The 19,475-nt window shown below is 35.4% G+C and carries 22 protein-coding genes; 8 read left to right on the top strand and 14 right to left on the bottom strand.

All coding sequences use genetic code 11. The annotated features are described in order from the left end of the window. Window positions 1-17: 17 nt before the first annotated feature. From TAGGR_RS01895 to TAGGR_RS01880, 4 genes are read right to left on the bottom strand one after another with little or no spacing between them, the layout of a single operon-like run. A complete protein-coding gene (locus TAGGR_RS01895) occupies window positions 18-356 on the bottom strand; it encodes a YraN family protein (RefSeq protein ID WP_059175672.1) in 339 nt (112 codons plus the stop codon). Further along, window positions 344-802, bottom strand: a complete 459-nt coding sequence (locus TAGGR_RS01890; RefSeq protein WP_059175671.1) for a toprim domain-containing protein — start codon at window positions 800-802, stop codon at window positions 344-346. Before TAGGR_RS01890 ends, TAGGR_RS01895 begins: the two co-directional genes overlap by 13 nt. Continuing rightward, window positions 789-2,024, bottom strand: coding sequence for a diphosphate--fructose-6-phosphate 1-phosphotransferase (gene pfp / locus TAGGR_RS01885; RefSeq protein ID WP_153000414.1), 1,236 nt, complete (start codon window positions 2,022-2,024; stop codon window positions 789-791). The genes TAGGR_RS01890 and pfp overlap by 14 nt, the downstream gene beginning before the upstream one ends. An 8-nt stretch (window positions 2,025-2,032) precedes the next feature. Then, window positions 2,033-3,376, bottom strand: a complete 1,344-nt coding sequence (locus TAGGR_RS01880) for a class II fructose-bisphosphate aldolase (protein ID WP_059175669.1) — start codon at window positions 3,374-3,376, stop codon at window positions 2,033-2,035. Window positions 3,377-3,475: 99 nt separating this feature from the next. Between TAGGR_RS01880 and TAGGR_RS01875 the strand changes: the two genes are divergently transcribed. Genes TAGGR_RS01875 through TAGGR_RS01840 form a run of 8 tightly spaced genes read left to right on the top strand, consistent with a single transcriptional unit; the run spans window position 3,476 to window position 9,693 of the window. Continuing rightward, entirely contained in the window at window positions 3,476-3,985 is a 510-nt protein-coding gene (locus TAGGR_RS01875) for a transcriptional repressor (RefSeq protein ID WP_059175668.1), read from the top strand. Window positions 3,986-4,015: 30 nt separating this feature from the next. Continuing rightward, window positions 4,016-4,432, top strand: a complete 417-nt coding sequence (locus tag TAGGR_RS01870) for a ferritin-like domain-containing protein (protein WP_059175667.1) — start codon at window positions 4,016-4,018, stop codon at window positions 4,430-4,432. 2 nt (window positions 4,433-4,434) lie between these two features. Continuing rightward, on the top strand, window positions 4,435-5,655 hold the full coding sequence (locus TAGGR_RS01865) for an FprA family A-type flavoprotein (protein WP_059175666.1): 1,221 nt from the start codon (window positions 4,435-4,437) through the stop codon (window positions 5,653-5,655). Between the two features lie 2 nt (window positions 5,656-5,657). Beyond that, window positions 5,658-6,152, top strand: a complete 495-nt coding sequence (locus TAGGR_RS01860; RefSeq protein WP_059175665.1) for a rubrerythrin family protein — start codon at window positions 5,658-5,660, stop codon at window positions 6,150-6,152. Between the two features lie 41 nt (window positions 6,153-6,193). Beyond that, entirely contained in the window at window positions 6,194-6,769 is a 576-nt protein-coding gene (locus tag TAGGR_RS01855) for a flavodoxin family protein (protein ID WP_059175664.1), read from the top strand. Beyond that, the gene (locus TAGGR_RS01850; protein ID WP_059175663.1) at window positions 6,762-7,676 is read left to right on the top strand and encodes a radical SAM/SPASM domain-containing protein; all 915 of its coding nucleotides are present in this window, start codon (window positions 6,762-6,764) and stop codon (window positions 7,674-7,676) included. Before TAGGR_RS01855 ends, TAGGR_RS01850 begins: the two co-directional genes overlap by 8 nt. 5 nt (window positions 7,677-7,681) lie before the next feature. Then, entirely contained in the window at window positions 7,682-8,452 is a 771-nt protein-coding gene (locus TAGGR_RS01845) for an ABC transporter ATP-binding protein (RefSeq protein WP_153000413.1), read from the top strand. Continuing rightward, window positions 8,443-9,693: a SufB/SufD family protein gene (locus TAGGR_RS01840; RefSeq protein WP_059175662.1), complete on the top strand. Its 1,251-nt coding sequence runs from the start codon at window positions 8,443-8,445 to the stop codon at window positions 9,691-9,693. The genes TAGGR_RS01845 and TAGGR_RS01840 overlap by 10 nt, the downstream gene beginning before the upstream one ends. Here TAGGR_RS01840 and TAGGR_RS01835 read toward each other — a convergent pair. The 10 genes from TAGGR_RS01835 to bioA form a co-directional block, all read right to left on the bottom strand. Next, window positions 9,685-10,605 carry an ABC transporter ATP-binding protein gene (locus TAGGR_RS01835; protein ID WP_059175661.1) on the bottom strand — a complete coding sequence of 307 codons (921 nt, stop codon included), beginning with the start codon at window positions 10,603-10,605 and terminating at the stop codon, window positions 9,685-9,687. The genes TAGGR_RS01840 and TAGGR_RS01835 overlap by 9 nt on opposite strands. Beyond that, window positions 10,606-10,884, bottom strand: coding sequence for an HU family DNA-binding protein (locus tag TAGGR_RS01830; RefSeq protein WP_059175660.1), 279 nt, complete (start codon window positions 10,882-10,884; stop codon window positions 10,606-10,608). A gap of 88 nt (window positions 10,885-10,972) precedes the next feature. Continuing rightward, window positions 10,973-11,830 carry a signal peptide peptidase SppA gene (gene sppA, locus TAGGR_RS01825; RefSeq protein ID WP_059175659.1) on the bottom strand — a complete coding sequence of 286 codons (858 nt, stop codon included), beginning with the start codon at window positions 11,828-11,830 and terminating at the stop codon, window positions 10,973-10,975. After that, entirely contained in the window at window positions 11,820-13,424 is a 1,605-nt protein-coding gene (locus TAGGR_RS01820) for a 30S ribosomal protein S1 (protein ID WP_059175658.1), read from the bottom strand. Before TAGGR_RS01820 ends, sppA begins: the two co-directional genes overlap by 11 nt. 14 nt (window positions 13,425-13,438) lie before the next feature. Beyond that, window positions 13,439-14,284, bottom strand: coding sequence for a 4-hydroxy-3-methylbut-2-enyl diphosphate reductase (gene ispH, locus TAGGR_RS01815; protein WP_059175657.1), 846 nt, complete (start codon window positions 14,282-14,284; stop codon window positions 13,439-13,441). Window positions 14,285-14,307: 23 nt separating this feature from the next. Next, entirely contained in the window at window positions 14,308-14,976 is a 669-nt protein-coding gene (gene cmk / locus TAGGR_RS01810; protein WP_059175656.1) for a (d)CMP kinase, read from the bottom strand. Then, window positions 14,973-16,265 carry a 3-phosphoshikimate 1-carboxyvinyltransferase gene (gene aroA / locus TAGGR_RS01805; protein ID WP_059175655.1) on the bottom strand — a complete coding sequence of 431 codons (1,293 nt, stop codon included), beginning with the start codon at window positions 16,263-16,265 and terminating at the stop codon, window positions 14,973-14,975. The genes cmk and aroA overlap by 4 nt, the downstream gene beginning before the upstream one ends. A 38-nt stretch (window positions 16,266-16,303) precedes the next feature. Then, window positions 16,304-17,119, bottom strand: a complete 816-nt coding sequence (kdsA, locus tag TAGGR_RS01800) for a 3-deoxy-8-phosphooctulonate synthase (RefSeq protein ID WP_059175654.1) — start codon at window positions 17,117-17,119, stop codon at window positions 16,304-16,306. Next, window positions 17,116-18,096 carry an NHL repeat-containing protein gene (locus TAGGR_RS10790; protein WP_059175653.1) on the bottom strand — a complete coding sequence of 327 codons (981 nt, stop codon included), beginning with the start codon at window positions 18,094-18,096 and terminating at the stop codon, window positions 17,116-17,118. The genes kdsA and TAGGR_RS10790 overlap by 4 nt, the downstream gene beginning before the upstream one ends. A 17-nt stretch (window positions 18,097-18,113) precedes the next feature. Continuing rightward, window positions 18,114-19,475 carry an adenosylmethionine--8-amino-7-oxononanoate transaminase gene (gene bioA / locus TAGGR_RS01790; protein WP_059175652.1) on the bottom strand — a complete coding sequence of 454 codons (1,362 nt, stop codon included), beginning with the start codon at window positions 19,473-19,475 and terminating at the stop codon, window positions 18,114-18,116.

Raw genomic sequence — 19,475 nt, 5'->3', positions numbered from 1 at the left:
AATTCAAAGTAAAAAAGTCAATAAAAGGCATTTTCAATGTGGACAATCTGTTTGTCTTTGATGGCTATTACATCAAACCTTACAGGATAGTCTTTCCCAAGTTTGCAGAGATAATAAAGGGCTAATTTTTTGAGTTTTTCCTGTTTTCTTTGATTTACTGCAATCTCAGGACTGCCAAAGTTCTCTGAAATTCTTCTTTTAACTTCTATGATAACAATATATTTTCCGTGTTTTGCAATTATGTCTATTTCACCGAAGTTAGTGCGAAAATTTTTCTCAAGAATTTTGTATCCTCTGGCTAAAAGATAATCAATTGCTAATTTTTCGCCTTCTTTACCTGTATCTATTCTTCCCACTGTCTTACATCAAGACTGTATCCAGCAATCCTTTTGAAAAGTGAGGGAATATCTTCTACTTCTGCAATTTCTTTTTGACAAAGTAATTTTAATAGTTCCCGAATAGAAGCAAACTCTTCCCACATTCCCTGTAATTCTTCTCCTACCTTTGAGTAAAGTTCTTCTCCTTTTGAATCCCAATCAAAGAGTAAAATAATTTTTTCATATTTATTGGCTATTGTCTCGGCAAACTCGTATATTGATTTTCCGCTATGAAGTGTAATTATCTCACCATCAAATCCTAAATCTCTTAAAGCTTTTTTGTCTTTTTTCCCTTCTACGATAATTGGCACAAGTTTATTAATCTCATAGAGATAGTGAAGAACTTCTCTTATTTTTTCTGCTCTTTCCCAATCTACTGGGACAAACTCTTTTTTGTTCCTTATCTGTTTTTTATGAAGTGACATAGTAAAATCTTTCTTTAAACTGATCTTCACTCATTTTTACTACACTGGCAAGAGCTTTTAGACGTTCTCCCTCAAAGTCTTCCTTTTCAAGTCTGATCATATACTTTCTTCCAACTTCATAGTTTTCTGAGGTTACATCAACCTTACGAATTTTAACCTTTCCTGTTTTGTAATCAATGAGCTCAACAAAAGGAATTGGTCGGAGATGTCCCTCTTCAAAGGTTATCATCGCACCTGTGCCACCTCTTAATAGATAACGAACTGCACCATAACCAAGATTTCTTGTATATTCAATGTCATAGGGAATGGGGTCTGCTGATCTAAGTTCATATCCTATGTTTTTGTCCACAATTGTTATTTTGATTCCCATCTCTTCAAGAGACTTTTTTACAAAGTTTTTCATTATTCTGCCAAGCTGAATTTCGCTGAGCCTTACCCTGCCTGTTTCATCCTTTTCGAGCTGTTCGTATTCACTCAATTCTTCAGGATCAAATTTTTCCGATAAACCTTCTGCAAGGATTGCAACACCATGATCCCTTCCCATGCTCAATCTCTTTATTACTGCTCCTGTAAGAATATCTGCTACCTTTCTGAATGAAATCTTTTCTTCTTTAAACTCTTCAGGAATTATTGTAAGGGTCGCACCTGCAGCTTTTCCAACACCTAAGGCAAGATGTCCTGTGTATCTTCCCATTATTGTAAGAAAATACCATCTTGCTGTCACTCTTGCATCTTCCATTATATTTTTAACAATCTCTACACCCCAGTGTCTTGCTGTTTCATATCCGAATGTAGGTGCACCACCTGGAAGAGGAATATCATTGTCAATTGTTTTTGGAACATGGACAACACTTATCTCTCCTCTCGCTTCTCTTTCTATCCAGTTCGCCATAAAAAGAGTCCCGTCTCCGCCTATGGTTATAAGATACTTTATGTTAAGAGCTTTCAATGTTTTCATCAAAACAGGAAATCTTTCCTTTACTCTTTCTGCATGTTCACGGGATGTCCTCAGAATTGAGCCACCCTTTGTATGAATTCTTGAAACATCATCAACAGTAAGAGGCATGGCACAGTTAAGATCCTCATCAAAAAGGGGCTTAAATCCACCCTTTATCCCGACAACTTTTTTACCCTGATTTATAGCTTCAATGGTTGCGGCACTGATTGTGCCATTTATTCCAGGAGCAGGTCCTCCACCAACTATAATCCCTACTGTCTCCATAATGCCTCCTAAATCTCTATATTTACAGGCACTCTAACAACTTTTACAGTTCTGTTAACAATATCTTTTGTGTTGAATACCTTTAACTTATTAAAAAGTAGTTCAAATCTGTCTTCAAGCTCTTTCATAATGGGGTCTTTTACCTCTTTTGGAAGATTCCACCACTCCTTTTTAAAAGGACCAAACCCTTTTTTACGTGTGCTGTAGATGAACTGTTCCTCTGTCTGTCCTTCCTTCCATTCAGAGGCAAATTGTTTTTTAAGAAACTCATATATCATCTTTCTAAAATCATCAGGAAGATATTTGCTATCATAGATTATATTCTGAAATCCTGTTGCAAGATGTATCTCTGATGTTCCTGTTTCAGGAAATTTATCAAAGGCTTCCTCTGGAAGTGTGCTTGCTCCATGCTGAACGCATCCACTTAATCCGTATTCTTTTCTTACAAGCTCAGACAGAACCCGCAAGGTTTCAAAGTCAATTTTAACCTGTGCGATACTTCCATCTGGAAGCACCACACCGCCATGTTTTGTTCCTGTTTGAACACTTAGTTTGCTTAAGCCCTTATTCCCCTTGTAAACATCTTTAAAACCATCAAGATAAGCTCTTGCCTCTTCAGGAGTTGAGTTTTTACCACCAATTTCTCCAATTTCTCCACCAATAGAGATAGTGATACCTTCAGGTTCAATACTGCGTACATATTCTGCAAGTTGAGCAGTATATTCAAAGTTTGGTCTTTGCTGTTCATATACTGTGTCCTTGCTCAGATCAACGAGAGTGGAAGTATCAATATCTATATTGTAAAACTCTGCATCTATTGCTTCTTTTATTAAACCTTTTACATAGTTAACCTCGGCTTCCCTGTCTTTTTCAAAATGTCTCCTTACTATCTGGAAGTGATCTCCCTGGATGAACACAGGTCCTGTAAATCCTTCCCTTACAGCAGCAGCTAAAACACAGGCTGAGTATTCAAGAGGTCTCTGTTTTGTATAGCCAATTTCAGAGCGGGCAATTTCAAATATCAAAGCACCAACATTTTTCTCTAATGCCTTTCTAAAGATTGCTCTTGCCACATCATATGTTAATCCTCTGATATTTATTGCAGGAACTGTAAATCCTGGAAATTCTCTTCCCATTTCTTCATATAATCCCTGAATTGAAGCTGGTATTGCTCCCATCTCTTTTGCAATCTCTTTGATTATTAAAAATTTTTTTCTTCTTACATCATCCACTTCCTCAAAAACTGCGTCAAATATGAGTTTATCCATTAAAATTCTGATCGATTCCTTATCTTTCAATGTAACTCTGCCATCTTTAATCTCTACAGCTTCATTAAATTTTTCAAAACTCATATTTCACCTCCACAAAATTTTTTATATTATACTCAATTTTGTCAGGATAAAATCCATAAAATTTGACAAATAAATTATTTTTTGTTTAGAATTATTTTAATGAAACCAAAAATAAAATGGACACCACAGAGGCTTGCTATAATAAAGTATCTTGAGGGTAATAAGCAACACCCATCAGCAGAGGAAATATATGCTTCTTTATCAAAAGATTTTCCAACAATGTCAGTTGCTACAGTCTATAATGTTTTAGAGTTTTTGAAAAGAACAAACAGAGTTAAAGAAATTTATATTGATCCTGAAAAAAGAAGATTTGATCCAGATACCACCGCTCATCATCATGCCATATGTGTAAAATGCAAAAAAGTTTTCGATATTTACAAGGAAATTGAAATTTCTGATTTATCTCAATATCTTCCCCAGTTTGAAATTCTTGATTCTCAATTAACAATATATGTTCTTTGTTCTAAATGCAAAGAGAAAAGGGAAATTAAAGTTGGATTAAAAGAATATAAATGTTCTCAATGTGGTTCAATTAGAACAGCGAAACATAAACCTCAGAAATGTCCCTCCTGTGGAAGCAGAGGCACTTTAGAAGAATTTAAAAACTAATAAAACAAAATCATAAAATGGAGGTGACTTATGATAAGCAATGAGCTTATGAGCAAGCTTCAGAAAGCAGTTGCAAGAGAACTGCAGGTAAGTATTCAGTATATGTGGCAGCATGTTCTGGCAAAGGGAATTAAAGCAGAGGCGGTGGGTAAACTTTTTAAAGAATTTGCAATTAATGAAATGATTCACGCTGAAAAGATTGCAGAAAGAATTGCTTTTTATGGTGGAACTCCCACAACTCATCCAGACCCGATTACAATTGGCAACAACCTGACTGAAATGCTTCAGATTGATAAAAAGGCAGAGGAAGAAGCTGTTGCACTTTACAAAGAAATTATCAAAATGGCTGAAAAAGAAGAAGACTATGTAACAAGAAAACTCTTTGAGCAGATTCTTGAAGAAGAAGAGATTCATCTTGATAAATTTAGTTCACTTCTTGAGGAGTAGAGATGAATCCGGTTGAGCTAAAGAATCAGATTTATTGGGTTGGAGTTGTTGACTGGGCAATAAGGGATTTTCACGGATATGAGACCCCTCGCGGAACAAGCTATAACAACTATCTCATAATTGACGATGAACCAACACTACTTGATGCAGTTCATCATGACTTTGTCCATACATCAATTGAGAATATATCAAGAATTATTGACCCAAGAAAAATCAAACACATTGTAATAAACCATATTGAAAATGACCACGCTACAGGTCTTGAAAAACTTCTTGAAATATTACCAGATGTAAATCTCTACATGACAGAAAAGGGCAAAAAAGGATTAAGCAGATTTATTGATTTATCCAAATACAAAGTAAATACTGTAAAATCTGGAGATACTCTTAAAATAGGCAAAAGAACTCTTCATTTTATTGAAACACCAATGATGCACTGGCCTGATTCAATGTTTACCTACATAAAAGAAGACAAAGTTCTCATAAGCCAGGATGCATTCGGTCAGCACATAGCAACAGTTGAAAGATTTGATGATGAGCTTGTCCAAAACCGTTCAATGGAAGAGCTTGAAGATGCAGTCATAGATTACTATGCAAATATTCTGATGCCATACGGAAATGTTATTAAATCAAAAATTGATGAAATTAAAAAGCTTGGTATAGAAATTGATATGATAGCTCCAGACCATGGAGTAATCTGGCGCACTCACATAGACAGGGTATTGAGCCTTTATTCAGAAATGGTTGATGCAAAAGCAAAATTAGGTACTGTAATTGTATATGATACGATGTGGCACAGCACTGAGCAGATGGTAATGCCAATTGCAAGAGGGCTTGAAGACGAGGGAATACCTGTAAAAATAATTAAACTTAGAGCAACTCCAAAGTCAGTTGCAGTAAAGGAAGCATGGAAAACAAGAGGACTTATTGTTGGCTCCCCAACACTTAACAACGGAGTTTTCCCATCAGTTGCAGAGTTTTTAACTTATCTTAAAGGACTTAGACCTAAAAAGAGGCTTTTTGCTGCCTTTGGTAGTTATGGCTGGTCTGGTGAAGCAGTAAAAGATATGTATGAGACTGCAAAAGCAATGAAGCTTGAAGTTTTTGAGCCAGGCATTAGAGTTTTATACAAACCTTCAGAGGAGGATCTGGCTAAATGCTATGAGTTTGGCATAGCCTTTGGAAAGGCTTTAAAAGAATATCATGCAAAAATGGAGGTGTAAAAATGGAAAAAACACTTAAGGATTTGATGGAAGCCTTTGCAGGAGAGTCTCAGGCAAACAGAAAATACCTTGCTTTTGCAAAAAAAGCAGAGGAAGAAGGCTATCCTGCAGTTGCAAAGCTTTTTAAAGCCGCTGCTGAGGCAGAAACTATTCATGCAATGAATCATCTGAAAGCAGCAGGTGGAATAAAAAGTACAAAAGAAAATCTTGAAGAAGCTATCAAAGGCGAAACATACGAATTTGAAAGCATGTATCCACCAATGATTAAAGATGCTGAAGCAGAAGGTGCTTCTCAGGCTAAAAGAAGCTTTTACTATGCCAATGAAGTTGAAAAGGTTCATGCTGAGTTGTTCAAAAAAGCCCTTGAAAATCTTGACAAAAAACTGGATGCTGACTACTATGTCTGTCAGGTATGCGGTCATACAGTAGAAGGTGAACCACCTGATAAATGTCCTGTTTGCGGTTCTCCAAAGAAGATGTATAAAAAGATTGAATAAACTTCAGCTCCCTCCACAGTGGAGGGAGCTTTAAAAGAAAGATGAAAATTCTTGCCATATTAGGCTCGCCAAGAAAGGGAAACTCTCAGATTCTTCTTAATAAAGCAGTTGAAATCTGCAAGCAACAAAATCATGAGATAACTCTTATAAAAGCTTGTGATTTAAATGTCTCAGGTTGTACTGCCTGTGATGGATGCAAAGACACTGGAGAGTGCATTATTCATGATGATATGGATAGAATTTATCCTCTACTAAAACAGGCTCATAGAATTATTATAGCATCTCCCATATTCTTTTTTGGTTTGCCTGCCCAACTAAAGCTTCTCATTGATAGATGTCAGTGCCTGTGGTATGAAAAGTATGTTTTAAAAAGACCAATTCCTGAAAAGGAATTCAAAAGAAAGGCTCTCAATATACTTGTTGGAGGAATGAAGAAAGGACAGATTGGAGTTACCTGTGCTGAGGCAACCCTTAAAGCCTTTCTCAGAACAATCAATGTTAATGAACACAGGACAATCTTTTATCTCGGATATAATGAGCCCGGTTCAATCCTGGAAAATACCACTATAGATAGTGATTTAAAAAATGCCATTGAAGAACTCCTGAAAAATGATTAATTATATACAGTTCTTTCCAACATTAAGATGCAATAAAGACTGTGAATTCTGCTTTAACAGAAAAAACCGTTATGTTAACTCCATTGATTTTCTATCAGAAAAGATTGAAGAATTTGTAAAAATAATGAAAGAAAACAAAATCTTCAGTCTTGATATCTTAGGTGGAGAACCTTTTCTTTATGAACCTCTTGAAAGTTTAGTAAAATTAGCCATCGATAGCGATATAAAAGTAACTATAAGCACAAATGGAAGTTTTAATGAAAAAATAGAGAGTCTTCTGAACATTATTAAAAATTCCAGACTGCAAATTGGTATATCAATCAATAATGAAATAGATCAAAGCCTTCTTGATTTAGTAAAAAAGCACAAGCTATGGATTAAAAGCGTTGTAACAAAAAATCAGCCCTTCCATAAAGAACTTATAGAGTTTGCAAAAAAATGTGGAATTAATTATTATTTAATTTACATGGATGCTTTAACCAAAAAAGATTTAGAACTCTCAATACCTTTTTATGAATTTATGGAATTAATTAAAGAGTTGCAGAGTCAATACTCAGGTATTCAGCCTGTTTATTGTAAAGGATTTATAGGAGGTGATGAGAAATATCGTTGTCCTGCTGGAATTGAAAAAATAACCGTCATGCCTGATGGTTCAGTCTATCCCTGTTATCTTCTATCCAGTTTTGAAGAATACTGTATTGGTAATATTTTTAAAAATTCTCTTCAGGAAATTCTTATGTCTGATAATCTTAGAATTTTTAAAACTTCTTTAAACAATTCTTGCGATAACAAAGTATGTAAAATAAAAAAACAGTGCAGAGGTGGATGTGTTGCTCACAGTATTATCCATTATACAGTGCCATACAAAGCTGACCCAAGATGTAAGATGAAAACTCAGGAGGAATAAAAACAATGATACAGTATTTAAAAAAAGGAGGAATAAAAATGGGAGAGATGTTAAAAGTTAAAAATCTCCATGTCTCTGTTGAAGGCAGAAAAGTTCTTGAGGATATTAATTTTTCATTAGATTATGGAGAAATAGCAGTTCTATTTGGACCAAATGGCGCTGGAAAAACAACATTTATAATGACATTGATGGGATTTCCTAAATACAAAATTGAAAAGGGCAAAATTATATTTAAAGGTGTTGATGTAACCAATATGGATGTATCAGAGAGAGCAAAGCTTGGTATGGGAATATCTTTTCAGAGACCACCTGTTGTAAGAGGAGTAAGTTTGAGGAAACTTCTTAAAATTATAGGAAATGGAAAGACAGATGAAGAAATACTTAATTATGCTGAAAAACTCAATCTTACAACTCATCTGGACAGAGATGTTAATGACGGTTTTTCAGGAGGAGAGGTTAAGAGAGCAGAGTTACTGCAGTTACTGATGCAAAAGCCAGAACTGGTTTTTATTGATGAACCGGAAAGTGGTGTTGACCTTGAAAACATTGTATTGATTGGTGAGATGACAAATCATCTTCTTGGAAGAGACCAGAGAGTAAAGGATGTAAAAAGAAGCGCAATTGTAATAACTCATACAGGTTATATTCTTGACTACATCAATGCTGATAGGGGTTATATACTCTTTAATGGAAAGCTTATGTGTAGGGGTAATCCAAGAGACATACTCTCTGAAATAAAGAAAAACGGTTACAGGAGGTGTGCAACATGCCAGTAAGCAAAAAATATATAAAACAAATTCAGGACAGAGCCAAAAAGGCAATAGATAAACCAGCTCTATACGGTGAAGACATAGATTTAAAACAATTTCAAAAATATATTGAAAGAGGAAAAATTGAGTCTCTTGAGCTTCTTCCAGAGCTTGCAAAAGAAGCTGCATTGATGGCAGGTGTTGATGTTGAGGAAAAAGAGCGTTCAGGCTCTTATCTGCAGATGGATCATTCAGTGGTATACAAGAGGCTTAGTAAACTTTATGAAGGCAAAGTAGAGCTTATGAGCACAAATGAAGCAATAGAAACCTATGACTGGCTTGAAGAATACTTCTGGAGAATTGTTCAGCCTGATACAGACAAATACACTGCTCAGGTTGCATTAAATCCAACTCATGGATACTTTATAAGAATACTGCCAGGGCAAAAACTTGATTACCCGCTTCAAACCTGTTTGATGATTGCAGAAGGTTACATAAGCCAGAATGTTCATAATATCATTATTGTTGAAGAAGGAGCAGAGCTTCATGTTATCACTGGCTGCACCCTTTCAAGGTCTGATGCAGTGGGAATACATCTTGGAATTTCAGAGTTTTATGTGAAAAAAGGGGGGAAACTCTTTTTCACAATGATCCATAACTGGGCAGAAAACTTTTATGTAAGACCAAGAACAGCTGTTGTTGTTGAAGAGGATGGAGTTTACGTTAATAATTATGCACTACTAAAACCTGTTAAATCAATACAGTCATTTCCCACAGTTTATCTAAAAGGTGACAGAGCTTCGGCAAGATTCAACACAGTGATTTACGGATTAAAGGACTCCTACATTGATCTTGGTTCAAAGATAATTTTTGAGGGAAAAGATACCAAAGGAGAGTCTCTTGCAAGAACAATAGCTGACCATAAAAGCGTGATTTACTCCCGTGGAGATCTTATAGCCAAAACAAAAGATTACTGTATGGGAAGACTTGACTGTAGAGGTATTATATTTTCAAATGACGCATCAATATACGCAATCCCTCAGCTTATTTCCTATGGAGCAAATAGAGCAGATCTTTCCCATGAAGCATCCATTGGGCCGATTTCTGAAGAACAGGTTGAGTATCTTATGTCAAGAGGGATGACAAAGGATGAGGCAACGAGCCTGATTACAAGCGGATTCTTAAATCTTGATATTCCCTTTTTACCTGAAATAATAGACAAACACATAAAAGAAGTCATCCAGATAACATCAAAGGAATCAATGTAAATAACATCGGACAAAATGTCCTGGTATTACTTCACGAAGAGAGGGAGGCTCAATTGGGCACTCCCTCATTTTGTATTTGCATCTTGGACTAAATACGCATCCGGAAGGTAATTTTTTAAGATCCGGAACATTTCCTGGAATTCCTTCAATTTTTTTACCTTCTCTTGGAATGCAATCTAAAAGAGCCCTGGTATAAGGATGCAGAGGATTTTTAAAAATCTCCTCGACTGAACCCATCTCCATAATTCTACCTGCATACATAACCATTAATCTGTCAGCATACTCACCAAGAATGTTTATATCATGAGTTATCAAAATCATAGCCTTACCCTTTTTTTTGATTAAGAGATAGAGCAGGTCAAGAATTTCTTCCTGAACTGTTACATCAAGTGCAGTAGTTGGTTCATCAGCTATAATTAGCTCCGGTTCACATGCAATTGCCATTGCTATCATTACTCTCTGCCTTAATCCTCCTGAAAGCTGATGGGGATAGTAATTAATTACATGTGATATTTTTAGCTCATTAAATATTTTTTCAGCATTTTTTATGGCTTCCTTTTTAGATAAATTATGGTGATAAATAAACATCTCTGCAACTTGATAGCCTACTTTTAACACTGGATTTAAAGAGACCATCGGATCTTGAAATATACATGAAATATCCTTGCCCCGTATTTTTCTAATCCAGGAAGAATCAAGAGATAGAATATCGTTATTTTTAAATATTATTCTGCCATCAACTTTGAAATAATCTGGTAAAAGATTCAGTATAGAAAGGCCTGTCAAAGTTTTTCCACTACCACTTTCTCCAACAATTGAAAATATTTCTCCTTTTTCAACATCAAAATTGATTTCCTCTATAATTGCAGAATTTTTATAAACTATTCTTAAGTTTTGAACCTTAAGTAGCACTTATTTGTTAAGAACTTCTCTGAGAGCTTTGCTCATCTTAAAACTTATTGCTCTCTGTGCTGGGACTTTAATCTGTTGTCCTGTTTTTGGATTTCTCGCAATTCTCTCAGGCCTTTCTTTTATTTTAAAATTAGCAAAACCTCTTATCTCAATCTTTTCTCCCCTTGCCATAGCTTCTGTCATAGAATCAAAAATCATATCTATTATTGTGCCAATCTGTTTTTTTGTTAAAATATCTACTTTTTGAGATACTCTGTCAACTAACTCTGACTTTTTCATATTTTATCCTCCTACGAATTTTTGATTTCTCCTCCATACCTGCTAAAGCAGGTGAAATTTTCTATTTAATTAAATTAGGAAAATTCACTCAGTTTTGTAATACCGGTGAATATAAATAAAAAACCTGTATATAAGGTAAAATCTTTTTTATTAATGATTCAGTATCACTCTTTAAAAGTTCAATTAACAATGTCGATTTTTTTGTTACTACCTGGGGTTCACCTTTTATTTTTCCAAGTTGAGCAGCAACCTTTATTGCGTAATCAAGGTCTCCTATTTCATCTACAAGTCCTAATTCTTTAGCTTTAAGTCCTGTAAATACTCTTCCATCAGCTATTTTTTTAACTTTATCTATTGGGATTTTTCTTCCTTCAGCCACTGCTTTAATAAACTGTTCATGGACATCATCTATTAGTTGTTGTAATACTTCTCTTTCATCGTTTTGTAACGACTTAAAAGGAGATGTAATGTCTTTATATCTACCACTTTTTATAACTTCTGCTTTCACCCCAATCTTATCAAGCAAACCCTTTATATTAGGTATTTCTATCAATACTCCTATTGAGCCTGTAAGAGTTCCTGAATTTGCAACTATTTTCGTTGCAGGACATGAAATATAATAACCCCCTGAAGCAGCAACAGAACCCATGGAAACAACAACAGGTTTTACAGAAATTGTCCTTTTTATCTCTTCATATATTTCCTGTGAAGGTACAACTGCTCCTCCAGGACTATCCACTCGTATTACAATGGCTTTTATTGTAGGGTCTTTTCTGTATTGTTTTATTTCATCAATTGTTTGTCTGGACTCAACAATTACACCTTTGATGTTAACAACAGCCACTTTACCAGTAGAAAATCCACTCTCAATAATTGTTGCAACAAAACTCACTAAAAGCAAAATTCCAATAACTATAAAAAGTATTTTCAGACTTTTACTCTTCATTTTCACTTAATTTTTTCATGCTCAATCCGATTTTTCTCTTATCCTTGTCAACTTTGACCACTAAAACCTTTACTTCATCTCCTTCTTTAACTGGCTTGTTTTTATCAATCTCAGAATTGTAAACAAGTCCTTCAACAATTCCTTCAATATCAACAAATAATCCATGTTCTGTTCTTTTAATCACTTTAGCGTTGTAAACTTCGCCTACCCTAATCTTTTCTGGAATTTCTCTAATCCAGGGATCTTCAACAAGTTGTTTTATTCCAAGTGAAAGCTTTTCCTTGTCAGGCTCTAAATTTAATATTACAGCCTCAACTTTTTGACCTTTCTTAAAAAATTGTGAAGGATGATCAACATGTTTTGTCCATGAAATGTCAGATATATGAATGAGTCCATCTACTCCTTCAGGAAGTCTAACAAATACTCCAAAATCTGTTATAGTTTTTACTTTTCCTGTGACTTTATCTCCCACTTTATATTTCCTGGCAACAACCTCCCAAGGTTTAGGCTTAAGTTCTCTAAGACTTAATGAAATTTTCCTGTTTTCTTTATCAATATCAAGGATTTTTACATTTATCCATTCGTCAACTTCTGCATAATAGGTGGGATGCTTTGGAGATACCCAATCAAGTTCACTTGTATGGACAAGTCCTTCAACTCCTTCTTCAAGTTCAACAAAAAGACCAAAGTCTTCAATCCTTGTTACTTTTCCTCTGACCTTCATACCTGGTTGATATCTTTTATCAATATTTTCCCATGGATCAGGCTTTTTTTGTTTATATCCAAGTGTTATTTTTTCAGCCTCTAAGTCAGCTTTCAGCACAATAAATTCATATTCTTTACCTACTTCAAAATACTGGGAAGGATGTTTAACTTTACCCCATGATATATCTGAAATATGAAGGAAACCATCTATTCCGCCAAGATCAACAAAAACTCCATAGTTTGTTATATTTTTAACAATGCCTTTTACTTTAAGCCCCTCCTTAATTTTTTCAGATAATTCTTTTTTAATTTTTTCCCTCTCTTCCTGTAAATAAGCTTTCCTTGAAAAAATTACAGTAGTTTTGAGATTTCTCCAGGGACCATATAAATTCTTGGGTGGTTCAATTTTTTCTATTTTTACTTTGAAAGTTTTTCCTGTATATTCATCAAGATTGCTTGATTTCTTTAGATCAAGAAGTGAAGCAGGTATAAAACCATTTATGCCATAAAAACGGGCTGTAACACCCCCTTTTGTTTTCCCTGTAATCTTTACTTCAACAGGTATGCCTTTTTCATAGGCATCCATGAGAAATTCCCAACCTCTTATTTTTAGAGCTCTGTCTTTTGATAAAACTATCATTCCCTGGGTATCATCTATTTTTTCAATAAAAACTTCTATTTCTTCTCCTTCTTTAATATTGCTCAGTTCATCCTCTGAAAACTCATTATGTGGAATAATTCCTTCAAACTTATATCCCACATCTACTATTACTCCGTCATCTCTTACTCCCATTATTTTTCCTTTTATAATTTCTCCTTTCTCCACATGTGCGAGTGCACCTTCATAGAGACTTTCCAATTCTTGCTTTTCACTAATCTCACTCTGCATGGCACTGTTCCTCCTTAATTTGTAAACTTTTTAATTTTATCAATAACTTCATCAATTATCCATTGAGGAGTGGATGCTCCTGCTGTAATACCAATTTTTTTAGCAGACTCAACCCATTCTTTGTCAATTTCCTGAGCATCTTCTATATGGTATGTTTTTACTCCAATACTCTTACAAAGTTTTGCAAGCTGAGTTGTATTTGCACTGTTTTTACCACCGACAACAATCATTACATCCACCTGTTTTGCAACTTTTTCAGTTGTCTCAAGTCTTCTTGATGTAAAATTACATAGGGTGTTAAAAATTCTAATCTCTTCAAATTCATTATGAGAATTTACGATTTTGCTTACTATCTCCTTGACCTTTGACATTGGTTGGGTTGTTTGCTGAATTATACCAATTTTTTTATTTAAAATAGGAAATTCATCGGAGCTTATTACAACAGCCTTTTCACCGGCATAACTGAAAATTCCCTTAACTTCTGGATGTTCTTTGTCTCCAATTATCAGAACTTGATAACCTTCAGAGGCCAACTTTTCAGCAAGATTTTGAGCTTTTTTTACAAAGGGGCATGTAGCATCAATGACTTCAATGCCAAGCTTTTTAATTTCTTCAAATTTTTCTTTTGGAATTCCATGAGCTCTAATGATTAATGTTTTTATATTCTGACCATAAATATCATCTATGGGATAGACACCTAAATCTTTTAATTTTTCAACAACCTGAGGATTGTGAATTATTGGACCTAAAGTAAAAACACCGTCTTTATGTTTCTTGGCAACATCAAAGGCTATGTCAATAGCTCTTTTTACACCAAAACAAAAACCCGAGCCTTCTGCAAGAACAATATCTTTTAACATACTGTTTTTGATAATACAAGATATCAGTCATCCTCTGCAACTTTTTTTAAAACTAGTGAGATAACTTCTTGTATTGTAAGCTCTGATGTATCAATATAAAAAGCCTCTTTACTAATCACTAAAGGAGCATTTTCTCGTGAAGAGTCTCTTCTGTCTCTTTCTATTACATCCTTTAATGCCTCTTCAAATGTTATTTTTTTTCCTGACTTGATCAGTTGTTCATATCTTCTACGAGCTCTCACATCAACAGATGCATCAAGGTAAAATTTTTTCCATGCATCAGGAAAAACAACTGTTGTCATATCTCTTCCTTCAGCAACAATGTCCATTTTTTCTGCAAAACTTCTCTGAAGAGGGAGTAAAAAATCTCTTATAACCTTTTTAGCAGAAAGTTTTGAGGTAACAGCACCAACCTCTGGATCTCTGATTAAATCTGAAATATCTTCACCTGATAGATAAACTCTACCATTTTCGTAGTGAATTTTTATCTTAATAAGTTCTCTTTCTATCTCTTCCTCGGGTAATAATGAAAAGTCATCAACATTCTTAAAATTTTTATAAAAATGATATGCTACTGCTCTGTATAAAGCGCCTGTATCAAGGTATAGAAAACCAAGAGATTTTGCTACCTCTCTTGACACAGTACTTTTCCCTGCACCAGAAGGACCATCGATTGCTATTACTCTTTTCATCTCTGAAGCATCTCCAGTAAGTCATAAAACTCAGGGAATGATATATCTACACAGTCTGCTTCTTTTATGACTGTTTCACCTTCTGCAATAAGTCCTGCTATGCTTAATGCCATTGCTATTCTGTGGTCTTTGTAAGAGTAAACTTCTGCGCCTTTAAGCCTGCAAGGACCTTTTATCTCAACTCCGTCTTCAAATTCTTTTATAGATACACCCATCTTACTTAGCTCTGAAGTCATTGCTTTTATTCTATCAGATTCCTTTGCCCTCAGGTCTTTAGCATCTCTAATGATTGTTATGCCTTCAGCCTGAGTTGCAACAACGCATAAAACTGGAAACTCATCTATAAGTCTTGGAATAATTTCACCCTCAACAGTAACACCCTTAAGAGCAGCTGAACTTCTTACAAAAATATCTCCAACAGGCTCACCTGCCTGCTCTTTAATATTAAGAATTTCTATATCTGCACCCATTGATTTTAGAATTTCAAGAAATCCTGTTCTTGTTTTATTGAGGCAAACATTTTTAATCAATACTTCAGAGTTTGGCACAAGACAGGCTCCTGCAATAAAAAAAGCTGCCGATGAGAAATCATTAGGTATGGTTATGTCAAACGGTTTAAGTGAATGTAGTGGTGGATTTATCCTTATCGTATTGCTTTCTATTTGAATCTCCGCACCCATGCTTTCAAGCATCTTCTCAGTATGATCTCTGCTTTTATAGGGCTCTGTTACAGAAGTTTCACCCTCTGCATACAGCCCTGCAAGTAAAATTGCACTTTTTACCTGCGCAGAGGCAATGGGCATATTATATTTAATTCCTTTAAGAGAACCTCCCTTTATAACAAGGGGCGGAAATCTATTTTCTGCTCTTCCAACGATGTTTGCTCCCATAAGCCTTAATGGTTCAATAATTCGCCTCATTGGTCTTTGTCTAAGAGAGTCATCACCTGTAAGAATGCTTAAAAAGGGTTGACCTGCAAGTATTCCGCTTAGAAGTCTCATTGTTGTGCCAGAGTTTCCACAATCAATAACATTTTCAGGTTCTTTAAGAGAATGTAATCCTTTGCCATTTACTATAATTTCTTTTGAATCTGTAATTGTGATTTCAACTCCAAGTGCTCTCATTGCATTAAGACTACTCAAAGGGTCTTTTGCCCATAGAAAATTTTTTATCTTTGACTGTCCTTTTGCCAGAGAGGCAAACATAACTGCTCTGTGTGATATGGATTTATCAGGTGGAGGTGTTATCTCACCTTTAAGTGCCTTTGCCTTTTTAATTAGCCTGTCCATAAATATGTTATTATAGCAGATTTGAATAAAAGCCTGTATTAAAACTTTTTTACTGTGTTATGAATCTCAATGAGAGTTTCAAGTAAATTTTTGAAGTCCTTAACAGGAAACATATTAGAACCATCGCACAGAGCTCTGTCAGGATCAGGATGAACCTCAAAAAACAATCCATCAACACCGCAGGCAACAGCTGCTCTGCTTAAATAGGGAACAAATTCTCTCTGTCCTGATGAGCATGTTCCAGCCCCTCCAGGCAGTTGAACAGAATGAGTTGCATCAAAAACCACAGGAACACCCATTGAACGAATTATAGGAAAACTTCTAAAATCAACAACAAGATTATTATAGCCAAAGCTTGTTCCTCTCTCTGTAATAATTATTTTTTCGTTTCCTGTTGATTTAATTTTTTCAACTATGTTTTTCACATCCCATGGTGCAAGAAACTGACCTTTCTTAACATTCACAGGCTTTCTTGTTTTCCCTGCTTCAACAACAAGGTCTGTTTGTCTGCATAAAAAAGCTGGAATCTGGATTACATCAAGAACTTCTCCTGCAATCTTTATCTCTTCTACAGAGTGAACATCACTCAAGACAGGGATTTTAAAAGTCTCTCTCACTTTATTAAGAATTTCGAGTCCTTTTTTTATTCCAGGACCTCTGTAAGAATTAATTGATGAACGATTTGCCTTATCATAGGAAGATTTGAATATAAATGGAATTTTCAACTCTTGAGTAATTTCTTTTAATGTTTCAGCAGTTTTGAATACTACCTCTTCAGACTCTATAACGCAGGGTCCTGCTATCAGGAAAAGTCTGTTTTTTTCAATCGCTATGTCTCCAATGGAAAACATCATTTTTTCTGTTGAAGTTCAAAAGCTTTTTTAGCAGCCTCAGCAGCACGCTTTGCCTCTTCTGCAGCACGTTTTGCTTCTTCTGCAGCACGTTTTGCCTCTTCTATGTCTTTTTCAGTCTCTTTTTTCTCTTCTTTTGCCTCAATCTTCTTAGTAGCAGGTGATTTTTTTGCAAGTTTATAGTTTTTCTCATCCGAGGAAGGTGTACCCCAATCACTAATTTTTACAATGTAACCAGAATTTCTATCAGAAATCCATAACTTTCCATCAACCCATACCATTCCTGCTGGATAGGAGATATAGCGAGAATTTGGTATATCCTCAACAACTCTTCCTGAAGATGTATCAAACCTGACTATTTTTACATTATCCGATGAATCTGATGGAACAGCATGCTCTTTAACTCCAGCAACTATCAAATACTTTCCATCCCATGTTATGGCAGAAGGATAGTTGACTGGTGATAGATATTCTTCAATTATTGAACCATCTTCTGTGGTTATTTTAAATAGTTTTCCTCTTTTGGAGTCGGCAATCCATAGATACTGTCCATCAAAAGTCATATCTTCAGGATAGATTGAAGTAAGAGAAAGTTTTCTTACAACTTCACCCTGTGGAGTAACCTTTAAAAGTCTTTTATTCGCAGCATCAGCAACCCAAATAAATCCCGTATTTCCCGAGGTTTTTTGCCATGCAACTCCTGTTATATAGACTGGATTGTCTTTTGAGGTTATTGTTATTGGATAGTTATTGAGAAAATAATGACCTTCATATCCTATGAAAGAGCCAGCAGTAGCTGTATCTATGTTGTCTAAAAAAGCGATTATGCCTTCCTTTGCAACTATAAGATTTTTACCATCCCATGCAATTGCTGAAGGAGCTGTGGGTAAGGTTTCTCCAACTCCTGCAATATCTGTTTTTACCTGCTCTGTACAGGCAATGGCAAATATTAAAGATACTGCTAAAAATAATCTCCACATTTTTAACCTCCTACATTTTAAGATAACCCTATTATACAATCTTTGATTACATCAAGCAATCTTTCCAGATTTTTCTCTGAAACAACAAGCGGTGGCATAATTACAATAACATCGCCGAGTGGTCTTAGCCAGACACCGTGTTTTCTTGCTGCTCTTACAACTTTCCAGCCTGTCTGCTCATTATATGGAAAAGGTTCTTTTGTTTTTTTATCTTTTACAAGTTCTATTCCTGCAATCATTCCTTTTTGTCTTACATCTCCTGCATGGGGAAGTTCTGCTATCTCTAAAAGCTTTCTCTTTAACAGTTCAATTTTTGGTGGCAGGGTTTCTATGGTTTTATCCTTTTCAAATATTTCAAGATTTGCCACAGCTGCTGCACAGGCTAAAGGATTTCCCGTATAGGAATGACCGTGATAAAAGGTTTTTCTTTCTTCAAGTTCGCCTAAAAAGGCATTGAAAATTTCTTCATTAACTGCAGTAACCGCAAGTGGCATATAACCATTCGTTATTCCTTTGCTTAAACATATAATATCAGGAGTAACCTCTTCGTGTTCACAGGCAAACATTCTGCCTGTTCTTCCAAAACCTGTTGCTACCTCATCGGCAATTAGCAGAATATTGTATTCATTGCAAAGTTTTCTTAATCCCTTGAGATAACCCTCTGGCCATACAATTATGCCACCAGCGCATTGAACAAGAGGTTCAACTATTACGGCGATAATTTTTTCATGATTTTGTTTGATTATTTTTTCCATCTCACCGAGACATGCCAGTCCGCATGATGGATAACTGAGTTTCAGCTCACAACGATAGCAATAAGGTGCAGGAGCCTGAATGGATTTGTTCAATAGGGGCTTATAAACCTCATGGAAAAGTTCAACTCCTCCAACACTTACTGCTCCTATTGTGTCTCCATGATAGCCTTCACGAAGGCTAACGAATGTATCTTTATCTTTTATCCCCTGATTTACCCAGTATTGATAAGCAATCTTCATGGCAATCTCAACTGCTGTTGAGCCATTGTCAGAGTAAAATATCTTTGTAAGGGGTTTACCCCATGGAAGTTTTGTGGCAAGCAGTTGAGCAAGCCTTTTAGCAAGCAAAATACTTGGCTCATTACATGCACCAAGCAATGTGGAGTGGGCAAGTTTATCTATCTGTGCTTTTACTGCCTCATCTATTTCAGGTCTTCTGTGTCCATGAATATTTACCCATAGAGATGATACTCCATCAAGATACCATTTTCCATCAACATCCTTTAAAAAGCAGTCTCTGCCTTCAATGAATATAGTAGGCTCATCACTGAGCCAGTATTTCATCTGTGTAAATGGATGCCAGATGTATTTTTTGTCCCACTCAATTAGAGTTTTTTTATCCAT

The sequence above is a fragment of the Thermodesulfovibrio aggregans genome, assembly GCF_001514535.1.
In the GTDB taxonomy this organism is placed as follows: domain Bacteria; phylum Nitrospirota; class Thermodesulfovibrionia; order Thermodesulfovibrionales; family Thermodesulfovibrionaceae; genus Thermodesulfovibrio; species Thermodesulfovibrio aggregans.
This window is presented reverse-complemented; position numbering and strand designations above follow the sequence as displayed.